A 20,271-nucleotide genomic window follows, 5' to 3' on the forward strand; every position below is an offset into this window, starting at 1 on the left:
GACGATGACGAGGAAGGATGGACCGTCGTCCTCTGCCGGGCGTGACCCGACCGTGACATGATGGGGGAGTGCTTCGGCGCACACCGCGCGAACTCCCACCTCCATTCCAGCAAGAAGGGGCGAGCATGAGCGATGAGCAGCAGTCCCGTCCGCGTGCCGAGCTGATGCTCGACTACGGGTACGGTTCGCATGTCGGGCTGCGACGGGAGCTGAACGAGGACTCCTCCGTGGTCACCGACGAGCTCTTCGCCGTCGCCGACGGCATGGGCGGCCACGAGGCGGGCGAGGTCGCCTCCTCGCTCGCCGTCCAGGCACTGGCCGAGGGCTGGGAACGCGCCCGCGGGCGGATCGACGACGCCGCGATCCGCGAAGCGCTGCACGAGGCCGACGCCCGGATCCGACGGGAGACCGATTCGAAGGCCGGCACGACGCTGACCGGTGCCGTGGTCGCCGAGTTCGAGGGACGGTGCGAATGGCTGGTCTTCAACATCGGTGACTCGCGGACCTATGTGCTGGCCGACGGGCGGCTGCGTCAGCTCACCCGGGACCACTCGCAGGTCCAGGAGATGTACGAGTCGGGCATGATCACCGCTGCGGAGATGCCCCATCACCCCAACCGCAATGTGATCACCCGGGCGCTGGGCGCCGGCGAGGCCTTCAGCGGGGAGTTCACCGCCGTGCCGGTGGAGGTCGGTCAACGGCTGCTGGTCTGCTCCGACGGGCTCACCGGTGAAGTCTCCGACGAGGAGATCGCCCGGATCCTCGCCGCCGGACGCTCGGCCCAGGAGACCGTCGACTGGCTGATCCACCAGGCGCTGCGCGGCGGCGGGCGGGACAACGTGACCGTCATCGTCGTCGACGTGCACGCGGCCTGACGCGCTCGCCGAGGCGTCCTCGGCACGCCTTAGACTGGGGCGCGTGAGTCAGAGCCCCAGCCCGAGTCCCAGCCCGAGCTCCGAAGACCCCGCCGTGCCCGCCGACGCCCTGCGCGAGGAGCATGCGCGTCTGGCCGAGGAGATCCGCGGCCACCGTGCGCGCTACTACCAGGATGCCGAGCCGCTCATCTCCGACGCCGAGTTCGACGAGCTCTTCCGCCGACTGGAGCGGATCGAGGCCGAGCATCCCGAGCTGCGCTCGGCCGATTCGCCCACCCAGCAGGTCGGCGAGGGCATCTCCGAGGCCTTCGCGCCGGTGACGCACCTGCGCCAGATGTACTCGCTGGAGGACGTCTTCTCCCGTGAGGAGCTGCGCGCCTGGCACGAGCGCGCCGTCGCCTCGCTGGCCGAGCTGCGCCCCGGGGCGACCCCGCGCTGGCTGACCGAGGTGAAGATCGACGGGTTGGCGATCAGCCTGCTCTACCGCGACGGCCGGCTGGTGCGGGCGGCGACCCGCGGCGACGGGCACACCGGCGAGGACGTCACCCACAATGTGCGCACCATCGAGGATGTGCCGCGGCGGCTGGCCGGCTCCGATCACCCGGAGGAGCTGGAGGTCCGCGGCGAGATCTTCATGCCCACCGCGGAGTTCCACGCCTTCAACGAGCAGCTCGCCGCCCAGGGGAGGGCCCCGCTGGCGAACCCGCGCAACGCCGCGGCCGGCTCGCTGCGGCAGAAGGATCCGGCGAAGACCGCCGAGCGGCCGCTGAGCATGTTCGTCCACGGCGTCGGCGCCCGCTCCGGCGTCGAGCTGACCAGCCAGCACGACGCCTATGACCAGCTGGCCGCCTGGGGACTGCCGGTCAGCCCCTACACCCGCATCCTGTCCGGCCTGGAGGAGATCGAGGAGTACCTCGACGAGCACCTGGCGAAGCGCCACGAGCTGGTCCATGAGATCGACGGCGTGGTGGTCAAGGTCGACGACTTCGACCAGCAGCGGGCCCTGGGGCACACGTCCCGGGTGCCGCGCTGGGCGGTGGCGTACAAATACCCGCCCGAGGAGGTCACCACCCGGCTGGTCGACATCCGCGAGCAGGTCGGCCGGACCGGCCGCGTGACGCCCTACGCGGTGCTCGAGCCGGTGCAGGTCGCCGGATCGGAGGTCTCCCGCGCCACGCTGCACAATCAGGACGTGGTCAAGGCCAAGAACGTGCTGATCGGCGACGACGTCTTCATCCGCAAGGCCGGCGACGTCATCCCCGAGGTGCTCGGCCCGGTGCTGCCGGCCCGCGAGGGCCGCGAGGACGAGCTGCACGCGTACGTCTTCCCGGCCGAGTGCCCGTCCTGCGGGACCACCCTGGCCGCTGCGAAGGAGGGCGACGTCGACCGCCGGTGCCCCAACGCCGAGTCCTGCCCGGCGCAGCTGGCCGAGCGGGTCATCCACGTCGGCTCCCGCGGAGCCCTGGACATCGAGGCGCTCGGCGAGGAAGCCGGCCTGGCGCTGACCGACCCGGACCGCCGGCGACCGCCGAAGGAGCTGATCGACCACGAGGCGCTGGCGAAGTCCGGCGTCGAGGTGGCCTTCGACGAGGACGGCGAACCGCTGCCGCAGACTCCGGTGCTGCGCAGCGAGGCCGAGCTCTTCGACCTGACCCCGGAGGATCTGCGCGCAGTCCACGTCTGGCGCGAGGTGCGGCGGAAGAACCCCGAGACCGGCCAGCACCAGGGCACCGGACGCTGGGCGCCGTCGCTGTACTTCTGGACCAAGGTCCAGCACTACGCCGACGGGCGGCTGAAGAAGGCCTCCGAGCCCACGGAGAACACCGGGCAGCTCGTCGAGGAGCTGGAGAAGGCCAAGGAGCAGCCGCTCTGGCGCGTGCTGGTCGCGCTGTCCATCCGACACGTCGGGCCCACCGCCTCGCGCGCGCTGGCCTCGGCCTACGGGTCGATGGAGCGGATCCGCGCCGCTGACGAGGAGGAGCTCGCCGGCATCGACGGCGTGGGCCCGACCATCGCCGCGGCGGTGCGCGAGTGGTTCGGCGTCGACTGGCATCAGCGCCTGGTCGAGCGCTGGGCCGCGGCCGGGGTGCGGATGGTCGACGAGGTCGACGAGTCGACGCCGCGGACGCTGGAGGGCCTGACAGTGGTGGTCACCGGCAGTCTGGAGAGCTTCTCGCGCGACGAGTCCAAGGAGGCGATCATCGTCCGAGGCGGCCGTGCGGCCGGCTCGGTGTCGAAGAAGACGCACTATCTGGTGGCCGGTGAGAACGCCGGCTCCAAGGCCGAGAAGGCCGAATCCCTCGGTGTGCCGGTGCTGAACGAGGCTCAGTTCCGGACCCTGCTGGCCGAGGGCCCCGACGGGTTGGAGGACTGAGCATGACCGAGGCACGTGAACTGTTGGCCGTCGCCGCCGAGGCCGCGGCCGCCGGAGCCGCGGTGCTCGCCGAGCGCGAGGACGTCGCGCCGTCGGGCCGGGTGCTGCGCAGCGACGAGTCGGGCCTGGGGACCAAGTCCTCCGAATCCGACCTGGTCACCGATTTCGACCGCCGCTCCGAGCAGGCGGTGCGCGCGGTGATCGGTCGGCGGCGTCCGCAGGACGCGATCACCGGGGAGGAGTACGGCACCAGCACTCCGGAGCGGGCCTCCGGGATTCGCTGGTCCATCGATCCGCTGGATGGCACGACGAACTTCGTCCGCGGCATCGTCTACTACGGCACCTCGGTCGCGGTGCAGGGGCCCGACGGCGACTGGCTGGCCGGAGTGGTGCATGCCCCGGCGCTGGACCGGCTGTGGTGGGCCTCCCGCGGCGCCGGCGCGTTCACCGGTCGCGCGTCGGCGGCGCGGCCCGGCGCCGACGACGCCGGCCAGACCGGCGTGGACCGGCTGACCGGGCCGCAGGGCACGCGCGCGGCGGGGCTGCTCTCCACCGGCTTCGGCTACGATGCCGCCCGCCGCGAGCAGCAGGTGTCGGCCGTGGTCGAGCTGCTGAACAGCTTCGGGAACCTGCGCCGGCTGGGCGCGGCGGCGCTGGACATCTGCATGGTCGCCGACGGCACGGTCGAGGCCTACGCCGAGTACGGCATCCAGGAGCACGACTGGGCCGCCGGTGCACTGATCGCCGAGGAGGCCGGAGTGACCATGCGCCGTCCGCTGGCCGCCGACGGCGCGGCTCACCCGGACTGGTGCATCGCCGGCGACCTGGGCGTGCCGCATGAGCAGCTGCGACCGGCGCCGCGGGAGACCCGGCCATGAGCGGGGAGGCCGACGTCGCCGTCGGTGCGCGCGGGGCCGCGGCCGAGCTCGCCGACCGCGGCGCGTCGGTGCCGCGGGTGCGGGCGGCGGTGCCGGACGATCATCCCGCGATCGCGGAGCTGACGATGGCCGCCTACGCGGCCGGCGGACACATGCGCCGCGAGGATCCGTACATGCGGCAGCTGGCCGACGTCGCCCACCGCGCGGAGCACGGGGAGGTGGTCGTCGTCGAAGTCGACGGCGAGGCGGCCGCCTCGGCGGTGATCACCTGGCCCGGAGAGGTGCTCTCCGAGCTGGCGCGTCCCGGCGAGATGGAGTTCCGCATGCTCGCGGTGGACCCGCGGCACCAGGGACGCGGCGTCGCCCGCATGCTGGTGCGGCATCTGGCCGCCCGGGCCGAGCAGGCGCCGGGCACCGAGGCGGTGGTGCTGTGCAGTCTGCGCTCGATGACCGCCGCCCACGCGCTCTATCGCTCCGAGGGCTTCGTGGAGGACCCGACGCGCGATCTGGTGGTCGAGGGCATCGGTCGCTTCCCTTTCTTCCGCCTCCGCCTGGTGTGAGTCCGCTTCACCTGCGATGACTCCGTGGAAAGCGTGGGAATGCGCGCTCTTTCCCACACCTTCCGCGGAGTCATCGCCGGGGGCGCGGGCAGCTCAGGCCGCCGTCGCCGGACGCGTGCGCACCGCGCCGGCGCAGGCGACGATCACCAGAAGCATGGCGAGCAGATCCAGCGGGCCGAGGCGCTGGCCGAGGACCACGAAGGCTGTCAGCGCCGCCATCACCGGGGACAGGCACGTCAGGATGGAGAAGGTCGAGGCGTGCAGGCGTTGCAACACGCGCGTCTCGATGCCGTAGGGGATCGCCGAGGAGAGCAGCGCGATGCCCACGCCGACGGCGAGCACCCACGGATCCAGCAGCGCGGCCCCGGCCGATGCCGTCCCCATCGGCACCGCCACGAGCGAGCCGAAGCACATCGCCAGCGCGAGGCCCTGGGCGCCGGGCAGCACGCGGCCCGCACGACGATTCATCATGATGAATCCCGCCCAGCAGGCGGCCGCCCCGAGGGCGAAGGCGACGCCGACCGGATCCAGACCGTCGACGGCGTCGAAGCCGTCGCGGCCGAGCGTGCCGACGCCGACCAGGGCGAAGAAGGCCCAGAGCAGTCCGAGCAGGCGGCGTCCGGTCAGCACCGACAGCGTCAGCGGCCCCAGAGCCTCGATGGTCACCGCGATGCCCTGCGGGATCCGGTCGAAGGCCTCGTAGATCATCAGGTTCATGCCGGTCATCGTCGCGCCCAGGGCCAGCACGGTCAGCCACCCGGATCCGGTGATCGTGCGCAGCGTCGGCCGGAGGATGGCCACCATGATCAGCGCGGAGAACAGCAGACGCATCATCACCATGCCCTGCGGGCCGACGCTGTCGAAGAGCGTGGCCGCCAGCGAGGCTCCCAGCTGCTGGCCCAGGATGCTGACCAGCACCAGCAGGATCGGGACGGCGGTCGAGTGTCTCACCCGGACAGGATAGACGGTCATGACCGGGGCCGGTCGATCCGCGACATGAGCGCGATCCCGGCGTGCTTGTGGAGAACATCTGCGGGACGGGCGGAGATCGGTCTATCCTCGTCGGGACGCCGCGGCGCGCGGAGGCCGCGGGAAGACTCAGGCTCGAACACGGAGAAGGGGGAACGAGCACGGCGATGCGATTCGAGATCCTGCCCGTCGAGGCCTCGTCCACGGTCTCCACGGTCGGCGACACGGCCGAGGAAGCACGAGGACGGACGAGCGGCGTCACGGCGGCCGCCACGACGCTGGCCCAGGACCTGGCGAACAGCTCCGTGGTGGCTGAGGCCGTCCAGGGGCTTGAGGCCGAAGTCCTGGAGCCCACTGGGACCAGTGCCGTCGCGCAGGCGGAGGCGGCGACGAGCGGGACCTCGACCGCCCTGGACCACTACTCCGTCGGTGACGACCAGATGGCGGCGACCGCCCGGAAGAGCGCCGGGGATGTCCAGCGACCGGACATGCCGGGGGCGGGCTGACATGGCCACGACCTATGCCGAGCGGTTCACCGTCGTGGACCTCGACGACCCCGACACCCTCGAGTCCTCCGCGACGGCGCTGAAGACGGCGACGGCCGACGTCGACGAGTCCATGGGGCGGGCCTCCCGCACCTGGGGCGGGCTGGAGCATTCGTACCGGGCGCCGGAGGCCGGGGAGCTGCTGACCGTGCTGCAGCCGGCCACGAGCCGGACGGCGGAGCTGGCGCGCGCCGGCGGGGAAGCCGAGTCCGCCGTGCGCACCTACGCGGAGGCCGTTCGGGAGATGCAGACGACGCGGCGGGTGCTGCTGGCCGACATCGAGACCTTCCAGACGCAGGGCGTCGAGGGAGCCGCCGAGGACGACTGGGCGGCGCGGGAGGAACGCATCGCCGAGCTGCAGCGCCGGTGCCAGGAGCTGGCCGAATCGAAGGACGAGGCGCAGAACGCGTGCGCGGCGGCGCTCGGGGCGATCACCACCAGCGCCTCGCTGCCGCGGGGGAGCCGGCAGGAGGTGTCGACGGCGGAGACTGCCGAGGAGGTCGAGGCTCCGGCGCAGTCGCCGGAGGACTGGCTGGTGGAGTCCCTCGGCGTCACTCCGGGCGAGAACTTCGGCGGCACCTGGACGGATGCGCTCTCCTTCGCCGCGTCGAAGGGGCTCATGGCGACGGGTGCGGTCGCCGACTCGCTGAAGCATTCCTGGTCCGAGGTGAGGCCGCGGCAGGGCTGGGCGCCCGAGTGGGCGAAGAACACCGCCGCCCGCGGAGAACGCGGGACCAAGCTGGTGCAGAAGGTGACCGGCTGGGACGCCCGCCAGGTGACCAACAGCGGGCAGTGGCTCGCGAAGAACTCCGCGCAGAATCCCTACCGGCGGCCGCAGGGCTTCCGCGACGGGGCCAAGGCCCTGCGGAGCCGCTTCTTCGCGAACTTCAACACGGACAACCTGACTCCGAAGGCTGGGAAAGCCGGGGCGTTCAGCACGGCGAGCAAGGTGAGCAGCTTCGCGACCAAGGCCGGTGGTGGCCTCACCTTCATCACCGGCACCGTGGGACAGTGGAACGAGGACAGCGCCGAGCACCCACAGATGAAGGGCGGGGAGAAACTTGCTCGGTCTTTCACAGTCGGCGGCGGCGCGGCCGTCGGCGGATGGGCCGGGGCGAAGGCAGGAGCTGCCGCCGGAGCTGCGATCGGGTCGCTGTTCCCTGGGCCGGGGACTGCGATTGGTGCCGTTGCCGGGGGCATCATCGGCGGAATCGCTGGAAGCACTCTCGGCAAGGAAGCGGCGGAAGTCGTAAAAGAGGGCGTCGGCGACGTCGCGGCAGGGGCGCAGGATTTCGTGGAGGACACCTCTGCGCGCATCGCCGAGGGGGCGAAAGACACATGGGACGCTGTCACATCGGTGTTCTGACTCCTTGAATCAGCAGAAACTCGACGAGAGCAAAGTGAGGAGACAAGGGTGAGCTTCGCTCTATGGTTCATCGGACTGCTGGTGTGCCCGGTGCTGACAGCATGGTTCATCGTCTACCCGCGCATCATCAGTGACGCTCATTGGTATGGCTGGATCTCGGAACGTCTGTACTTGTATGCCTTCCCTCCATTCTTCGCGATGGCGTCGGTGGCATGCGCGTATCGAGTGTCCGAGGTGTGGGGGATCAGCTGGCCGACGTGGTTGGAGCAGGTGACGATGGGAACAACCGGTTTCCTCATGCTCTGCGGTTTCTTCGCCACGATGGGCGTGCCAGTGCCGCCGTTCCTCACCCCGAAATGGGTGCGTGAGCGGCGGAAGCAGGATCGGGAAGAGCGTCGACGGCGCCGTGAGGCGAAGAGGGCGGCGAAGAAGGCTGGAACCGTGGCGAATCATGGGTGAGCCACGGTGTGAAGCGAAAGCAGGCGACCGACGGTGAGCACCGTCCTGTGGTTCATCGCCATGGTGGTGTGTCCGGTGGTCACGGTGTGGTCCGTCATCTACCCGCGCCTGATCACGGACGCGCATTGGTACGGCTGGTTCTCAGAACGCTTGTACTTGTACGCCTTTCCGCCGTTCTTCGGCCTGGCCTCCGTCGTCAGTGCTTCGAAAGTCTTTGAAGCTTGGGGGCTTCCATGGCCTGAGTGGCTGGAGAAGTGGACGATCGGCCCGTTGGCGTTCCTCATGATCTGCGGCTTCTTCGCCACTATGGGCGTGCCCGTCCCGCCCTTCCTCACCCCGAAATGGGTGCGCGAGCGGCGCAAGCAGGATCGGGAGGAGCGTCGCCGTCGTCGCCGGGAGAAGAAGGCCGCAGCGCGGCAGAACGAGCAGATCACCTGAAGACCGCCGGAGACGATCAGCCGGCACCCTGAACGGATGAACGGAGCAGCATGGACGCATCGCAGCGGCTCGAGCACCCGCAGTTCGCCGCGGCCCTGGAGATCCCGCAGCGTTGGGAGGTCGACCTCAGCGGGATCGGCGACGGGCTGGTCATCGTCGGCGACGACCGGCCGTGGAGCATGGGCTTCGTGCCCACCGTGGTCTTCACCCAGGCGCCGCTGGGCCAGGAGCACAGCACCGATCCGGCCGCGGTGTTGGATTCCCAGCGGATCGTCGAGTCCACGCTCGCCGAACAGCTGCGCGACCTCCGGCCGTTGCACCTCGACGTCGACACCTTCGGCTTCCTCGGCGAGCAGCAGGTCCACGGCGTCATGCGCGTCGCGTCCTACACCACCGCCGAGGCCGTGCCGGTGATGATGCACCAGTGGGTGGCCCGCTGCGTCGGCGTCGAGCTCTCCATGACCGTCACCTATCCGACCGTCGACATGCCGACCTGGTCCGAGGGCGGCTGGTCGCTGGCCAACACGCTCGAGTGGACGGGGGTCTCCTGATGGAGCAGCACAGTCCGAAGGAACAGCGCAGCATCGCACGGCTCGGCGCCGAGCAGCTGGACCAGCTCGCCGCCGCCCTCGGCTGGCTGGAGCCGGTCACCGTCCCCGAGCTCCGCGACCTCGACGGACAGCTCCTCGTGAGCGACGGCCGCCCCGCTCCCGAGTACGACCGCCTGATGCGCTCCTTCTCCGAGCAGCGCGCGGTGATCCTCGTCCAGCGTGTCGACTCCCAGGGGCGCGAGCGGAATACCACCATCCGGCTCAGTCCGCACGGCATGCTCTGGCAGGAGCCGCAGGACGACGGCTCCGTGCTGCTGCGCGGTGCGGCCGGCGGGACGCTCTACCCGGTGCTCATCGACTGGATGGGACTCGGTCCGCGCCCGGCCCCTGCTCACGGCGTCGTGCCCGCCGAGGTCCCGAAGGACCTGATGGTGCGGGCCGTGGACTTCTCCCAGGGACCCGACGGCCCGGCAGCCGCCCGGCACCAGGCCGCGGCGGCCGTGCGCGGACAGTCACCGCAGATCGCTGACGACCTGGAGGCCGGCCAGGCCGACGTCGTCGTGCTGGCGGCCGAGTGGGACGACGGCGCGGGCGGGGCGCAGGCCCGCCTGATGGGGGTCGACACTCCGGCCGGGATGCTCGTCCACTCCGCCGAACGGCGGTTCCTCGGCGAGAAGCACCTGCTCGAGCCGGCCCCGGCCTGGGTGGTCTGGCACATGACCGTGGCCTCCCTGCCCGGGGGCGAGGACATCGCCCGCTGGGGCCAGCACGCCTGAAGACCGGCCCCGGCGTCAGGACCAGCTGATCAGGCCCAGCGCCAGGCTGACGGCCAGCACCAGGACGCTGAAGATCCACATGGGGAAAAACGAGTATCGGAAGTGCTTGCCCATGTCGAGGTTCGCCAGACCGAGCCCCAACCACATCGAGGCGTTGAAGGGGCTCAGGTAGGTGCCGATCACGTTGCCGACGATCACCGTCTGGGTGATGGCCAGCGTGCTCACCCCGGCGTCGGAGCCGATGCCCTCGACCAGCGGCAGCAGCGCGAAGTAGTGCGCGTCGGTGGAGAACAGCAGCTCCAGGGGCAGGCCGACGGCGCCGACGATCAGGTGCAGCTGGGGCAGCAGGGCCTCCGGCAGCACCCCGATCGCCGCCGAGGCCAGCGCCTCGAGCATGCCGGACTCGGACATGATGCCCAGGAAGCAGCCGGCGGCGAAGATGATCGAGCCGGTGCCCAGCGCGCTGCCGCCGTGGGCGCGGATGCGGGCCATCTGGTCGGAGACCCGCGGATAGTTCAGCACCAGCGCGCCGGAGAGTGCGACCATGAAGGCCAGCGACGGCGGCACCACCTGCGAGATCAGCGCGGCGATGACCAGCACGACCAGTGCGGCGTTCATCCACAGCGGGCGGCGGGCGGCGTTCTCGTCGACCGGGTTGCCGACGTCGGAGGAGCCGGCGTCTGAGGAGCCGCCGTCGTCCGGAGTCTCGGCGGCGGACTCGTCGGCCACGCCGCGGGTGATCGCGGAGTTCGAGGAGGTGAACCGATCCCGGCCGGCCGATCCGTCCGAGGAAACGGCTCCCGCGTCGGTCGCGTCGACAGTGTCGAGCGAGCCGGAGGAGCTGCCGACGCCGACGGCCGCGCCGACCAGCTCGGGGTCGTCGGCGGCCACCAGCGCGCGCGTCTCCAGCCGCTTCTTCTCCCGGATGCCCAGGAGCACAGCCATGGCGACCAGGAGCACCAGCGCGACGCCCTGGACCGGGATCAGCGAGATCCACAGGTCCACCGGGTCCATGCCGGTGACGCTGGCGGCACGCCCGGTCGGACCGCCCCAGGGCAGCATGTTCAGGATGCCCATGCTGGTCGAGACCAGCAGGAAGAGCAGGTACGGGCTCATGCCCAGGTGCCGGTAGAGCGGCAGCAGCGCCGGCAGGGTGATCAGGTACGTCGACGCGCCGGCGCCGTCGAGGTGGCACACCGCCCCGAGCAGGACGGTTCCCACGCAGACGGCGATCACATTGCCGCCGGTGAGCTTGACCGTCGCCCGGATCAGCGGGTTGAACAGGCCGACGTCGTTCATCACCCCGAAGAACAGGATCGCGAAGATCAGCATCACCGCGACGTCGGCGACGTCGGCGAGCCCGGTGTCGAAGAACTCGCTGATCTCTCCGGGGCCGAACCCGGCGATCAGAGCTCCGGTGATAGGGATGACGGTCAGGCCGACCACCGGGGCGATGCGCCCCAGGATCAGCAGCGTGGTCATGCAGACGATGACGGCGAGGCCGACGATGCTCAGCATGTGTCCTCCGATGCGAACGGTGCGGCGAGGATCCGGTCCCGGTGCGAGACTGTGACGTGGATCCCCGATGAGGTCTCCGACACATCCTGGGGGTGACGTGAGGCGGGTCACGGCGTTGTACACACAGCCGCGATAATGGTCATAGTGGTCACGCAGATCCGCAGGACGACCGACCGACGAGGGGAGGGGCATGGCCGCACCACGCCGTCGTCGGCGCATCCCTCTGAGTCGCCGGCTCTTCCTGGTCAACGTCCTGCTGCTGGTCGGCATCGTGCTGGCGGTCGGAGCCCTGTGGTTCGTCCACGAGCGTCGGGAGGTCCACCAGGAGTACGAGCACCGGGCGATGACCATGGCCGAGACGGTCGCGGCCATGCCGCAGGTGCGCGAGGACCTCACCGCCGAGGACCCCGCCGAGACGCTGGCGCCGCTGGCCGAGACGCTGCGGAAGGCCTCGGGCTTCCGCTACATCGTCATCGTCGACCGCCACGGCATCCGCCAGTCGCACCCGGTCGAGGAGGCCATCGGCAGGCCGCCGCACACCGACCCCACCCCGGTGCTGGAGGGCGAGATCTGGACCGGCACCGAGCGCGGCCCCGCGGGGCTGACGCTGCGTGCTCGCGTGCCGGTCCGCGGCGACGACGGCGAGACGGTGCTGGGCTACGTCTCCGCCGGGATCCTCGCCGGCGACGTGCGCGTGGCCTCGCGCGAAGACGTCCCCTACATCCTCGGCGTCTCCGGGCTGGTCCTGCTCCTCGGCGCGGCAGCGGCGCATCTGCTGGCCCGCCGCATCCGGGCCGATACCCGCGGGCTGGAGCCGGAGCAGATCGCCGAGCTGCTCGACAGCAGGGAGGCTCTGCTGCACGCCATCGGCGACGGCGTGCTGGCCCTCGACCATGACGGACGCATCGTGCTGGCGAATCCGCCGGCGCGCCGGCTGCTCGGACTGCCCGCGGACGACGCCGAGACGCTGGGGCGCTCGCCGCGCGAGCTGGGGCTCGACGAGGCGCTGGCCGTCGCCCTGGTCGACGGGCCGTCGAGCGGGTCGGCGGAGGATGCCGCCGGCGAGCGGGATCCGGACCGCGACGCCACCGACGCCGCCGACGCGGGCGAGCTGCTCGCCGCCGGGGATCGGATCCTGATCTGCCGCCGTCGTCGGGTGCGTCCTGAGGAGCCCGACGGCGGCACGGTGATCACGCTGCGCGACCAGACCGATCTGCGGCGGCTGGCCGAGCAGCTCGACGGCGCCCAGACGGTCACCCGCGGACTGCGCGTCCAGCGCCACGAGTTCGCCAACCGCATCCACACCGTCGCCGGCATGCTGGAGCTCGGCGCGGTCGAGCGGGCTCGCGCCTTCGTCGCCGAGCTGTCGGCCGAGACCACGCGCGACGGCGCCGAGATCGCCGCGCGGCTCGCCGACCCGGCGGTCGCCGCGCTGACGCTGGCGAAGGCCGCGCAGGCCGCCGAGCGGCAGACGGAATTCACCCTGACCGAGCTGAGCAGCCTGCCCGACGACCTCGATTCCGAGCTGCGCGACGACCTGCTGCTGATCATCGGCAATCTGGTGGACAACGCGCTGGACGCCGCCGGCGCCGGCGGGCGGGTGGAGCTGCTCGTCCGCCAGCACGCGCTCGGCGGGGTCGACGGCGACGTCGTCGAGGTCCGCGTGACCGACTCGGGGCCGGGACTGGCCGCCGGGGAGGATCAGGTCTTCGCCGCCGGGTTCAGCACCAAGACCGGAGCCGCCGCCGAGCGCGGCCTGGGACTGGCTCTGGTGCGTCAGGCCTGTCGACGGCGGGGCGGCGAAGTCGTCGTCGACGCCGAGGAGGAGACGATCTTCAGCGCCTATCTGCCCCGCGAGCCGTCGGCGGAGGACCGCGCGCCCGCATCCGCCGATCACCAGGAGGACCGATGATCCGTGTGCTCATCGTCGACGACGACGCCCGCGTGGCCCAGAACCACCGGGAGCTGGTGGACTCGACGCCGGGCTTCGAGGTGGTCGACGTCGAGCACGCCGCCGCCTCGGCCGTGGCCGCCGTCCAGCGCCACGCCCCGGACCTGGTGCTGCTCGACCTCTTCCTCCCCGACCGCCCCGGGCTCGACGTGCTGCGCGAGATGCGCGGCCCCGGCCAGGCCACCGGCGCCGGGCTGGTCGACGTCGTCGTCATCACCGCGCTGCGCGAGGTCGCCCATGTGCGCACCGCCCTGCAGTCCGGTGCGCTGCACTATCTGCTCAAGCCCTTCCCGCTGGCCACGCTGCGCGAGGTGCTGGAGCGCTATGCGGCGATGCGGCGGGCCGCCGAGCGGCTGAGCACCGTCACCCAGGGCGACGTCGACCAGCTGGTCTCTCTGCTGCGGCCGGCCTCGTCGACGGCGTTGCCCAAGGGCCTGACCGCGACGACGGCGACGCTGGTCTCCGAGACGCTGCGCGACGCCGTCGGCGACCTCTCCGCCGCCGAGGTCTCCGCGGCGACGGGAGTCGCGCGGGTGACCGCTCGTCGCTACCTGGAGCATCTGTGCACCGAGGGGCGGGCCGAGCTGCGCCTGCAGTACGGCTCGGCCGGACGCCCCGAGCACCGATACCGCTGGGCGAGCTGACCGCGGGCCCCGCCCGTCCGCTCCTCCCGCTCCTCCCGCTCCTCCCGCTCCTCGTCCGCCGCGGTCCTGTCCGGCCTCGGCGGCGAGCAGGCGTCGTCGCGACGTCCCCAGTAGACTGGCGTCGACCGATCCTGATCTTTCCCCTACCTGTTTCGAGGGAGCTGCATGTCTGAGATCTCGCGCGCCGACGTCGAGCATCTTGCGAAACTCGCCCATATCAGCATGACCGACGAGGAGCTCACCACGATGGCCGGCGAGCTCGACGTGATCGTCGACTCCGTGAAGAAGGTCTCGGAGGCTGTCGACGCCGAGGTGCCGGCGACCAGCCACCCGCTGCCGCTGACCAACGTGTTCCGCCGCGACGAGGTCGGCGAGGTCTTCACCGCGGAGCAGGCGCTGAGCAACGCGCCGGACGCCGAGGACGGCCGCTTCAAGGTCCCCGCGATCCTGGACGAGGAGTGAGGCGAGCGATGACTGCAGACATGACCCGACTGACCGCCGTGCAGATGGCGGAGGCGCTCCGCGTCGGCGAGATCACCTCCGTCGACCTGGTGCGGGCGCACCTGGACCGCATCGACGCCGTCGACGGCGGCGAGGCCGGCCTGAACGCCTTCCTCCACGTCTCCCGCGACGAGGCGCTGGCCACCGCCGAGGAGGTCGACGCGATCCGCGCGGCCGGCGGCGCCGAGGCCGAGGCGCTGCACCCGCTGGCCGGCGTGCCGATCGCGATCAAGGACCTGATCGTCACCGTCGGACAGCCCACCACCGCCGGCTCGAAGATGCTCGAGGACTGGATGAGCCCCTACGACGCCACCGTCGTCGAACGGATCCGCGCGGCGAAGCTGCCGATCCTGGGCAAGACCAACCTCGACGAGTTCGCCATGGGCTCCTCCACCGAGCACTCGGCCTACGGGGTGACCCGCAATCCCTGGGACACCGACCGCATCCCCGGCGGCTCCGGCGGCGGTTCCGCCGCCGCGGTCGCGGCCTTCGAGGCCCCGCTGGCGCTCGGCACCGACACCGGCGGCTCCATCCGCCAGCCCGGCGCGGTCACCGGCACCGTGGGCACCAAGCCCACCTACGGCTCGGTCTCGCGCTACGGGGCCATCGCGATGGCCTCCTCGCTGGATCAGATCGGCCCGGTGGCCCGCACCACCGAGGACGCCGCACTGCTGCACGAGCTGATCGCCGGCCATGACCCGAAGGACTCCACCTCGCTGCCCGACGAGGTCCCGGCCTTCGGCGAGGCGGCCCGCACGACCGACGTCTCCGGCCTGCGGATCGGCGTCATCAAGCAGCTGCAGGGCGAGGGGTACCAGGACGGCGTGCTCGCCCGCTTCCAGGAGTCGCTGGACGCGCTGCGTGAGGCCGGGGCGGAGATCGTCGAGGTCGACTGCCCGAGCTTCGAGCACGCGCTGAGCGCCTACTACCTGATCATGCCATCGGAGGCCTCCTCCAACCTGGCCCGCTTCGACGGCGTGCGCTACGGCGCCCGCGTCGAGCCCGAGGACGGCCCGCTGACCATCGAGCGCGTCATGGGCGCGACCCGCGCGGCCGGCTTCGGCGACGAGGTCAAGCGACGCATCATCCTGGGCACCTACGCCCTCTCGGCCGGCTACTACGACGCCTACTACGGGTCGGCGCAGAAGGTGCGCACGCTGATCCAGCGCGACTTCGCCGCCGCCTTCGAGCAGGCCGACGTGCTGATCTCGCCGACGGCGCCGACAGTGGCCTTCCCGCTGGGGGAGAAGCTGGACGATCCGCTGGCGATGTATCTCAACGACGTCGCCACCATCCCTGCGAACCTCGCCGGCATCCCCGGCATCTCGGTGCCCGGCGGCCTGTCCGACGGGCTGCCGGTGGGCATCCAGTTCCTGGCCCCCGCCCGCGAGGATGCCCGGGCCTACCGCGCCGCCGGCGCCCTGGAGACCCTGCTGACCGCCGACGCCGAGCCTCTCTGGGCGCAGGCCCCCGAGCTGTCGACCGCCGCGGCCCAGACCGCAGGAGAGTGAGGACTTCCCATGACTGAGACGCTCCCCGACGCCGCTCCGCTGTCCTTCCAGGACGCGCTGGAGCAGTTCGACCCGGTCCTCGGCTTCGAGGTCCACGTCGAGCTGAACACCGCCACCAAGATGTTCTCCGCGGCGCCGAACGCCTTCGGCGACGAGCCGAACACCAACGTCAGCCCGGTCTGCCTGGGCCTGCCGGGCGCTCTGCCGGTGGTCAACGAGAAGGCCGTGGAGTCGGCGATCCGGCTCGGCCTGGCGCTGAACTGCTCCATCGCCGAGTCCTGCCGCTTCGCGCGCAAGCAGTACTTCTACCCGGACACCCCGAAGAACTGGCAGACCTCGCAGTACGACGAGCCCATCGCCCACGACGGACACCTGGACGTCGAGCTCGACGACGGCGAGATCTTCCGTGTGGAGATCGAGCGCGCCCACATGGAGGAGGACGCCGGCAAGCTGACCCACCAGGGCGGATCCGGCCGCATCCAGGGCGCGGACTCCTCGCTCGTGGACTACAACCGGGCCGGGGTGCCGCTGATCGAGATCGTCACCAAGCCGATCGTCGGCGCCGGCTCCCGTGCTCCGGAGATCGCCCGCGCCTACGTCAGCGCCGTCCGCGACGTGGTCAAGGCGCTGGACATCTCCGACGCCCGCATGGAGCGCGGCAACGTCCGCTGCGACGCCAACGTCTCGCTGATGCCGAAGGGATCGTCCACGTTCGGCACCCGCTCGGAGACGAAGAACGTCAACTCCATGCGTGCCGTCGAGCACGCGGTCACCTTCGAGATCCGTCGCCACGCGGGCGTGCTCACCGCCGGCGGGTCGATCGTGCAGGAGACCCGCCACTGGAACGAGGACACCCGCACCACCAGCTCGGGTCGTCCGAAGTCCGACGCCGACGACTACCGGTACTTCCCGGAGCCTGACCTGGTGCCGATCGTCTCCTCGCCCGAGTGGATCGAGGAGCTGCGGTCCACGCTGCCCGAGCCGCCGGCCGAGCGCCGTCGTCGTCTGCGCGAGGCCTGGGGCTACTCCGACGCCGAGTTCCGTGACGTGGTCGCCGCCGGGCTGCTCGACGAGATCGAGGAGACAGTGGCCTCCGGCGCCTCGCCGGCCACCGCCCGCAAGTGGTGGATGGGCGAGATCTCCCGGCTGGCCAACGCCCGCGACGTCGAGCCGACCGCCCTGGGCGTGCAGTCGGCGACGATCATCGAGCTCTCCGGCCTCATCGACGAGGGGAGGATCAACGACAAGATCGCCCGCCAGGTGCTGGAGTTCCACCTCGACGGCGAGGGCTCGCCGGCCGAGATCGTCTCCGCCCGCGGCCTGGAGGTCGTCTCCGACGACGGCGCGCTGACCGCCGCGGTGGAGAAGGCCATGGCGGAGAACCCCGACGTGGTGGAGAAGGTCGCCGGCGGCAAGCTCAAGGCCATCGGCGCGCTCATCGGCCCGGTCATGAAGGAGACCCGGGGCCAGGCCGATGCGGGCAAGGTCCGCGAGATCGTCATGGAGAAGCTGGGAGTCTCCTGAGCTGTCCATGACGCATCGCAAGTCCGTCCCCGCCGACCGGCCCGAGGCCGCGATGGTCGAGGCCGCCGGACTGCGCTGGCTCGCCGAGCCGGTGCAGTCCGGCGGCGCGGCGGTCGTCCAGGTCCGGGCCGCCGCCCCCGGGATGCTGGAGCTGGAGGAGATCGTCGAGGCTCGCCCGGATCCGGAGGCCGCCGAAGCCTTCGGCGCCGCGCTGGCGATCACCCACCGGTCACTCGCCGAGCAGGGCCAGACCCCGCCGTTCGGCGCGCTGCCGGCAGAGCATCCCGAGGGGGTTGCACCGTTCTTCGGCCCGGCCGAGGATCTGCGCGACGTCGGCGCGGGCACCCATGACTCCTGGGGCGCGTTCCACGCCGCCGAGCGGATCGACCCGCTGCTCGCCGAGCTGGACGTCGCGCCCTGGGCCGCCGACGTCGAGTCGCGGACGCTGCTGCAGCGCGTCCGGGACCGGATCGCCTCCGGAGCCTTGGACGACGACGAGCCGCCCGCACGGATCCACGGCGACCTGTGGGCGGGCAACGTGCTCTGGCGCGCCGCCCCGCGCGGTGGGGGAGTCTCGGGTGCTTCGGGCACCGGGCCCGGCGGCGTCGAGGCCGTGCTCATCGACCCGGCCGCCCACGCCGGCCACCGCGAGGCCGACCTGGCCATGCTGCAGCTCTTCGGGCTGCCGCACCTGGACCGGGTGATGCAGGGGTATCAGCGCACGGCCCCGCTGCGCGACGGCGTCGAGGGCCGTGTCCCGCTGCATCAGCTCTTCCCGCTGCTCGCCCATTGGGCGCTCTTCGGGCCCGGATACGCCGCGCCGACGCTGCGCGCGGCCGAGTCCGTCCTGCGGCTCTGACCCGGGGCATCCGGCTCCTCGGACTGACCGGGCCGCCTCGCCACGTGCCGTCTGTTCCGACCATCCCGTTCATCAGAGAGGATCGCATGACCTTCACCGTGCTGACCGTGTGCACCGGAAACATCTGCCGCTCGCCGGCGATGGAGCGCCTGCTCGCCCACGCCTTCGTCGACGAGCCGGAGGTCAGGGTGCACTCGGGCGGGACCTTCGCCCACGACGGCGAGGACATGCAGCCGCCGATGAAGCGGCGGGTCGCCGCCGCCGGGGCCGCCGTCGACGACTTCGTCGCCGAGCAGGTCACCGCGGCGATGATCGAGGAGTCGGATCTGATCCTCACCGCCACCCGGATCCACGTCGCCGACCTGCTCGACGAGGTGCCCGAGGCGGCGGAGCGGACCTTCACCATCCGCGAGGTCGGCCGGCTGCTCGAGCACGTCGACGCCGCACGGCTCGACGACGCGGCGGGCCCCGGCGCCTCGGTCGCCGATCGCTTCGCCGCCGTCGTGCCGCTGCTCGACGCCGCGCGCTCGACGGCGGGGGCGCCTGGGCGCGAGGACGACGTCGTCGACCCCTACATGCTGCCCGAATCGGTCTACGACGAGTCCTTCGCCCAGATCAGCGACCCTACGGAGGCGCTGGTCGAGCTCGTGCGCGGCTGAGGCGGTCAGCCGCTCAGCACGGCGCCGAGGCCGGTGGCCCGCAGCACCAGCGGGAAGGCCAGGAAGGCCACTGCGTCGAGCAGCACGTGGGCGATCACCAGCGGCATCACCCGGCCGGTGCGCAGGTACAGCGCGCCGAAGATCAGTCCCATCAGCAGATTGCCGATCCCCGGACCGATCCCCTGATAGAGGTGATAGGCCCCGCGGATCACGGCGGAGAGCACCACGAGCACCCAGGGCGAGGTGTGCGGGGCCAGCCGCCGGCAGCGGTCGAGGAACCAGCCGACCATGATGATCTCTTCGACGAGACCGTGGCGCAGCGCGGCCAGCAGCAGCGCCGCCGGGGTCCACCAGTGCGCGGCGACGTCGGCGGGGACGAGCTCGGCGGTGATCCCCAGGCTGCGACCGGTGAGATAGACCAGCAGCGTCCCGGCGCCGATGAGTCCGAAGAGACCGAGGCCGGAGGCGGCGTCGCGCCCGGGGCGGCGCAGATCCAGTCCGATCCTCCGGAACGGGTTCGGCGAGCCGCCGGCATGGTGCAGGTGCAGCAGGAACAGCGCCAGCGCGGCCGGCGCCAGCGCGAAGACGCTGTCGAGGACCTGATAGGCGGCATCGAAGACCTCCAGGCGCGACTGGGAGGTCTGCACTGTGGCGGTCTGCTCGCCCAGCGGCCCCCGGGACAGTCGTTCGGCCAGCTCGAGCACGGCGTAGACGGCGCTGCGGCCCAGCGAGAGCGCGAGCACCAGGACCAGCTCGATGATCAGCAGCCGGCGCGTGCCGGCGTCGAGCGGCGCGGCCGGGGCGGCGTCTGCGGGGGAGTCCTGCGATCCACGCCGGTCAGCATATCGCGAGGGTCTGCGCGTCTCCGCCGTCGTGGGCGCAGGGTCGCGGGTGAACGCCGATCCGGACGGCGCGGCGCGGATGCCACATGGCTGAAACACCCGGGTGCTAATCTGCTCCGCGAGGCTCACGCTGTGAGTCATGACACATGCATCGTCGGCGACGGGCACCGTTCACACCAGAAGGGGATCCGGCGAGGGAGCCGGAGATCCCGGCCCGCCGCCGTCGTCGGCGGGCGAGAGAGGGAGAGACGGCATGGATGCATTCATCGAAGGGGCGCTCGACGTCGTGTGGAGCGACTGGCTCGTCTGGCTCTGCCTGGGCGCCGGCCTCTGGTTCACGCTGCGTTCGGGGCTGATCCAGATCACCGGACTGCCGAACATGCTCCGCAGCATCGTCCGCGGCGGCAGCTCGGCCGACGGCATCTCGCCCTTCCAGGCGCTGACGATGTCGCTGTCGGGACGTGTGGGCGC

20 protein-coding genes and 1 pseudogene are annotated in these 20,271 nt (G+C 71.5%); 18 read left to right on the forward strand and 3 right to left on the reverse strand.

What is annotated here, in order from left to right; all coding sequences use genetic code 11:
• Window positions 1-125 precede the first annotated feature (125 nt).
• Genes GU5_RS0102265 through GU5_RS0102280 form a run of 4 tightly spaced genes read left to right on the forward strand, consistent with a single transcriptional unit; the run spans window position 126 to window position 4,687 of the window.
• Window positions 126-875, forward strand: a complete 750-nt coding sequence (locus GU5_RS0102265) for a PP2C family serine/threonine-protein phosphatase (RefSeq protein ID WP_010523960.1) — start codon at window positions 126-128, stop codon at window positions 873-875.
• Between the two features lie 43 nt (window positions 876-918).
• Window positions 919-3,249, forward strand: coding sequence for an NAD-dependent DNA ligase LigA (gene ligA, locus GU5_RS0102270; RefSeq protein WP_237704651.1), 2,331 nt, complete (start codon window positions 919-921; stop codon window positions 3,247-3,249).
• A 2-nt stretch (window positions 3,250-3,251) separates the two neighbouring features.
• On the forward strand, window positions 3,252-4,127 hold the full coding sequence (locus GU5_RS13580; protein ID WP_010523962.1) for an inositol monophosphatase family protein: 876 nt from the start codon (window positions 3,252-3,254) through the stop codon (window positions 4,125-4,127).
• On the forward strand, window positions 4,124-4,687 hold the full coding sequence (locus GU5_RS0102280; RefSeq protein ID WP_010523963.1) for a GNAT family N-acetyltransferase: 564 nt from the start codon (window positions 4,124-4,126) through the stop codon (window positions 4,685-4,687). The genes GU5_RS13580 and GU5_RS0102280 overlap by 4 nt, the downstream gene beginning before the upstream one ends.
• A gap of 93 nt (window positions 4,688-4,780) precedes the next feature.
• On the opposite strand, the gene GU5_RS0102285 is transcribed toward GU5_RS0102280, so the two are convergent.
• A complete protein-coding gene (locus GU5_RS0102285; RefSeq protein ID WP_029513941.1) occupies window positions 4,781-5,638 on the reverse strand; it encodes a DMT family transporter in 858 nt (285 codons plus the stop codon).
• Between the two features lie 62 nt (window positions 5,639-5,700).
• Here GU5_RS0102285 and GU5_RS0102290 point away from each other — a divergent pair, with 62 nt between their 5' ends.
• The 6 genes from GU5_RS0102290 to GU5_RS0102315 are packed head-to-tail and all read left to right on the forward strand — an operon-like array spanning window position 5,701 to window position 9,791.
• Window positions 5,701-6,162 (forward strand): DUF6507 family protein, encoded by a 462-nt coding sequence (locus GU5_RS0102290; RefSeq protein WP_139084276.1) that lies wholly within the window; start codon window positions 5,701-5,703, stop codon window positions 6,160-6,162.
• Window position 6,163: 1 nt separating this feature from the next.
• Complete coding sequence (locus tag GU5_RS0102295; RefSeq protein ID WP_010523966.1) at window positions 6,164-7,567, forward strand: hypothetical protein; 1,404 nt, start codon at window positions 6,164-6,166, stop codon at window positions 7,565-7,567.
• Window positions 7,568-7,615: 48 nt separating this feature from the next.
• Window positions 7,616-8,026: a hypothetical protein gene (locus GU5_RS0102300; RefSeq protein WP_010523967.1), complete on the forward strand. Its 411-nt coding sequence runs from the start codon at window positions 7,616-7,618 to the stop codon at window positions 8,024-8,026.
• A gap of 33 nt (window positions 8,027-8,059) precedes the next feature.
• Window positions 8,060-8,464 (forward strand): hypothetical protein, encoded by a 405-nt coding sequence (locus GU5_RS0102305; protein WP_010523968.1) that lies wholly within the window; start codon window positions 8,060-8,062, stop codon window positions 8,462-8,464.
• Window positions 8,465-8,514: 50 nt separating this feature from the next.
• Window positions 8,515-9,015: a hypothetical protein gene (locus tag GU5_RS0102310; RefSeq protein ID WP_010523969.1), complete on the forward strand. Its 501-nt coding sequence runs from the start codon at window positions 8,515-8,517 to the stop codon at window positions 9,013-9,015.
• Window positions 9,015-9,791, forward strand: coding sequence for a hypothetical protein (locus GU5_RS0102315; RefSeq protein WP_010523970.1), 777 nt, complete (start codon window positions 9,015-9,017; stop codon window positions 9,789-9,791). Before GU5_RS0102310 ends, GU5_RS0102315 begins: the two co-directional genes overlap by 1 nt.
• Window positions 9,792-9,806: 15 nt before the next feature.
• Here GU5_RS0102315 and GU5_RS0102320 read toward each other — a convergent pair whose 3' ends face one another.
• Window positions 9,807-11,309 carry a CitMHS family transporter gene (locus tag GU5_RS0102320; protein ID WP_010523971.1) on the reverse strand — a complete coding sequence of 501 codons (1,503 nt, stop codon included), beginning with the start codon at window positions 11,307-11,309 and terminating at the stop codon, window positions 9,807-9,809.
• 190 nt (window positions 11,310-11,499) lie between these two features.
• Here GU5_RS0102320 and GU5_RS0102325 point away from each other — a divergent pair, with 190 nt between their 5' ends.
• The 7 genes from GU5_RS0102325 (at window position 11,500) to GU5_RS0102355 (ending at window position 18,958) form a co-directional block, all read left to right on the forward strand.
• Window positions 11,500-13,221: an ATP-binding protein gene (locus tag GU5_RS0102325; RefSeq protein WP_010523972.1), complete on the forward strand. Its 1,722-nt coding sequence runs from the start codon at window positions 11,500-11,502 to the stop codon at window positions 13,219-13,221.
• The gene (locus tag GU5_RS0102330; protein WP_010523973.1) at window positions 13,218-13,904 is read left to right on the forward strand and encodes a response regulator; all 687 of its coding nucleotides are present in this window, start codon (window positions 13,218-13,220) and stop codon (window positions 13,902-13,904) included. Before GU5_RS0102325 ends, GU5_RS0102330 begins: the two co-directional genes overlap by 4 nt.
• Window positions 13,905-14,069: 165 nt before the next feature.
• A complete protein-coding gene (gene gatC, locus GU5_RS0102335; protein ID WP_010523974.1) occupies window positions 14,070-14,366 on the forward strand; it encodes an Asp-tRNA(Asn)/Glu-tRNA(Gln) amidotransferase subunit GatC in 297 nt (98 codons plus the stop codon).
• An 8-nt stretch (window positions 14,367-14,374) separates the two neighbouring features.
• On the forward strand, window positions 14,375-15,916 hold the full coding sequence (gatA, locus tag GU5_RS0102340; protein WP_010523975.1) for an Asp-tRNA(Asn)/Glu-tRNA(Gln) amidotransferase subunit GatA: 1,542 nt from the start codon (window positions 14,375-14,377) through the stop codon (window positions 15,914-15,916).
• A gap of 9 nt (window positions 15,917-15,925) precedes the next feature.
• Window positions 15,926-17,440 (forward strand): Asp-tRNA(Asn)/Glu-tRNA(Gln) amidotransferase subunit GatB, encoded by a 1,515-nt coding sequence (gene gatB / locus GU5_RS0102345; protein ID WP_010523976.1) that lies wholly within the window; start codon window positions 15,926-15,928, stop codon window positions 17,438-17,440.
• Window positions 17,441-17,447: 7 nt separating this feature from the next.
• The gene (locus GU5_RS13585) at window positions 17,448-18,299 is read left to right on the forward strand and encodes a fructosamine kinase family protein (protein ID WP_010523977.1); all 852 of its coding nucleotides are present in this window, start codon (window positions 17,448-17,450) and stop codon (window positions 18,297-18,299) included.
• A gap of 86 nt (window positions 18,300-18,385) precedes the next feature.
• Entirely contained in the window at window positions 18,386-18,958 is a 573-nt protein-coding gene (locus GU5_RS0102355) for a protein-tyrosine-phosphatase (RefSeq protein WP_010523978.1), read from the forward strand.
• Between the two features lie 5 nt (window positions 18,959-18,963).
• Here GU5_RS0102355 and GU5_RS0102360 read toward each other — a convergent pair whose 3' ends face one another.
• Entirely contained in the window at window positions 18,964-19,899 is a 936-nt protein-coding gene (locus GU5_RS0102360; protein WP_010523979.1) for a CPBP family intramembrane glutamic endopeptidase, read from the reverse strand.
• Window positions 19,900-20,053: 154 nt separating this feature from the next.
• Between GU5_RS0102360 and GU5_RS0102365 the strand changes: the two are divergent.
• Window positions 20,054-20,271 (forward strand): annotated as a pseudogene (locus GU5_RS0102365) (sodium:alanine symporter family protein); the annotation flags it as partial.

It is taken from the genome of Nesterenkonia sp. F (genome assembly GCF_000220985.1).
Lineage (GTDB): Bacteria > Actinomycetota > Actinomycetes > Actinomycetales > Micrococcaceae > Nesterenkonia.

What these genes read in the sequence shown, in the direction of transcription:
- GU5_RS0102265 (WP_010523960.1), top strand. Translation starts at nt 126, where the DNA reads ATGAGCGATGAGCAGCAGTCCCGTCCGCGTGCCGAGCTGATGCTCGAC.
- GU5_RS13580 (WP_010523962.1), top strand. Translation starts at nt 3,252, where the DNA reads ATGACCGAGGCACGTGAACTGTTGGCCGTCGCCGCCGAGGCCGCGGCC.
- GU5_RS0102280 (WP_010523963.1), top strand. Translation starts at nt 4,124, where the DNA reads ATGAGCGGGGAGGCCGACGTCGCCGTCGGTGCGCGCGGGGCCGCGGCC.
- GU5_RS0102295 (WP_010523966.1), top strand. Translation starts at nt 6,164, where the DNA reads ATGGCCACGACCTATGCCGAGCGGTTCACCGTCGTGGACCTCGACGAC.
- GU5_RS0102310 (WP_010523969.1), top strand. Translation starts at nt 8,515, where the DNA reads ATGGACGCATCGCAGCGGCTCGAGCACCCGCAGTTCGCCGCGGCCCTG.
- GU5_RS0102315 (WP_010523970.1), top strand. Translation starts at nt 9,015, where the DNA reads ATGGAGCAGCACAGTCCGAAGGAACAGCGCAGCATCGCACGGCTCGGC.
- GU5_RS0102320 (WP_010523971.1), bottom strand. Translation starts at nt 11,309, where the DNA reads ATGCTGAGCATCGTCGGCCTCGCCGTCATCGTCTGCATGACCACGCTG.
- GU5_RS0102325 (WP_010523972.1), top strand. Translation starts at nt 11,500, where the DNA reads ATGGCCGCACCACGCCGTCGTCGGCGCATCCCTCTGAGTCGCCGGCTC.
- GU5_RS0102330 (WP_010523973.1), top strand. Translation starts at nt 13,218, where the DNA reads ATGATCCGTGTGCTCATCGTCGACGACGACGCCCGCGTGGCCCAGAAC.
- gatC (WP_010523974.1), top strand. Translation starts at nt 14,070, where the DNA reads ATGTCTGAGATCTCGCGCGCCGACGTCGAGCATCTTGCGAAACTCGCC.
- gatA (WP_010523975.1), top strand. Translation starts at nt 14,375, where the DNA reads ATGACTGCAGACATGACCCGACTGACCGCCGTGCAGATGGCGGAGGCG.
- gatB (WP_010523976.1), top strand. Translation starts at nt 15,926, where the DNA reads ATGACTGAGACGCTCCCCGACGCCGCTCCGCTGTCCTTCCAGGACGCG.
- GU5_RS13585 (WP_010523977.1), top strand. Translation starts at nt 17,448, where the DNA reads ATGACGCATCGCAAGTCCGTCCCCGCCGACCGGCCCGAGGCCGCGATG.
- GU5_RS0102355 (WP_010523978.1), top strand. Translation starts at nt 18,386, where the DNA reads ATGACCTTCACCGTGCTGACCGTGTGCACCGGAAACATCTGCCGCTCG.